Source organism: Pseudoroseomonas cervicalis ATCC 49957 (assembly GCF_000164635.1).
GTDB lineage: Bacteria > Pseudomonadota > Alphaproteobacteria > Acetobacterales > Acetobacteraceae > Pseudoroseomonas > Pseudoroseomonas cervicalis.
In genome coordinates this window covers 1-1,373 of sequence record NZ_GG771002.1, presented here as the reverse complement: position 1 = coordinate 1,373, position 1,373 = coordinate 1, and the positions used below count along the sequence as shown (strand labels likewise).

The following is a 1,373-nucleotide window of genomic DNA, read 5'->3' as shown; positions in this document are numbered from 1 at the left end:
CGGCAGGGCGGAGAAGCACAGCGCCAGGCGCAGCGCCGGATCGTCCGCCTGGCCGTTCGCGGCGGGCATGCCCTCGCGGTGCAGCAGCCCGGTCATGGCGCAGGAGAAGGCGGGGCTGCCATCCAGCTGCAGCACGGTGGGGCCGAGCCGGCCATCGGCCAGCAGCTTGGCCAGGGCGGCATCGAACAGGCGGCGGTCCTCCTGGCGCACCAGGCCGCGCAGCGGGCTGCCCAGCGCGCCCTCGGCCGCGCGGCCGAGGCGGCGCAGATGGGCGCCGGCCAGGAACAGGGTGCGGCCGTTGCCATCGGTCTCCACCAGCAGGTCGGCGGCGGCGAAGGCGAAGGCCTTGTAGCGGTCGGGGGCGGGTGCGCCGGCGCGGCTCATGGCGCCCCCGCTTCCGGGGCCGCGCGGCGCGCCCAGGGGCGTTCCAGGGGGCGCTGGCCGGTCAGGCTTCCGGCAAGCGCGAGGCAGGTCGCAGGCGCGGAAGGCATGAGGTGAATCCCGGTGGAGGTCGTCGGCAAGTCTGCCCGGCCTGCCATCACCAGGTTGTTAACCTTGTTAATGGAGAGTGAACAAGGGGGGTGTGCCACCGGAGTCACCCGCCCCCCCCGAAGCCCTGCACCAGGCTGCCCGAGACCAGCCGCCAGCCATCCACCAGCACGAAGAAGATCAGCTTGAAGGGCAGCGAGACGGTGTTGGGCGGCAGCATCATCATGCCGAGGCCCATCAGCACGCTGGCCACCACGATGTCGATGACCAGGAAGGGCAGGAAGATCAGGAAGCCGATCTCGAAGGCGCGGCGCAGCTCGCCCACCAGGAAGGCCGGCACCAGCACGCGCCAGGGGGTGCGGGCGGGCTCCTCCACCGCCGGCAGGTTGGCCAGGTCGAGGAACAGGGCGATGTCGGAGTCGCGCGCATGCGCCAGCATGAAGCCGCGGAACGGCTCGGCCGCCGCCTGCAGCCCCTCGATCTCGCCCAGCTGCCCGGCCGCCATGGGCTGCAGTCCCTGGGTCCAGGACGCCTCCAGCACCGGCTGCATGACGAAGAAGGTCAGGAACAGGGCGAGGCCGATCAGCACCGGGTTGGGCGGCACGCCGGGCGCGCCGATGGCGCTGCGCAGCAGCGACAGCACGATGCTGATGCGGGCGAAGGCGGTGACCATCACCAGCAGCGAGGGCGCGAGCGAGAGCAGGCCGATCAGCGCGGTGAGCTGCACCAGCCGCGTCGTCGCGCCCGCCTCGCCGGGCTGGCCGAGATCGAGGTTGAGGCTCTGCGCCAGCAGGGGCTGCGGCAGCAGCAGCAGGCCGAGCCCGAGCAGCAGGCCGAGCAGGGCGGCGGCGCCGGCCAAAGGGCGCCAGGCGGGGCGGGGCGGG

General features: G+C 73.3%; 2 protein-coding genes. Both read right to left on the bottom strand.

The window, feature by feature from the left end:
• A partial coding sequence (locus HMPREF0731_RS21185; protein WP_007006290.1) for a hypothetical protein occupies positions 1-384 on the bottom strand: 384 nt, incomplete at its 3' end.
• Between the two features lie 211 nt (positions 385-595).
• Positions 596-1,321: a flagellar type III secretion system pore protein FliP gene (gene fliP / locus HMPREF0731_RS21180; RefSeq protein ID WP_379540614.1), complete on the bottom strand. Its 726-nt coding sequence runs from the start codon at positions 1,319-1,321 to the stop codon at positions 596-598.
• Positions 1,322-1,373: the final 52 nt, after the last annotated feature.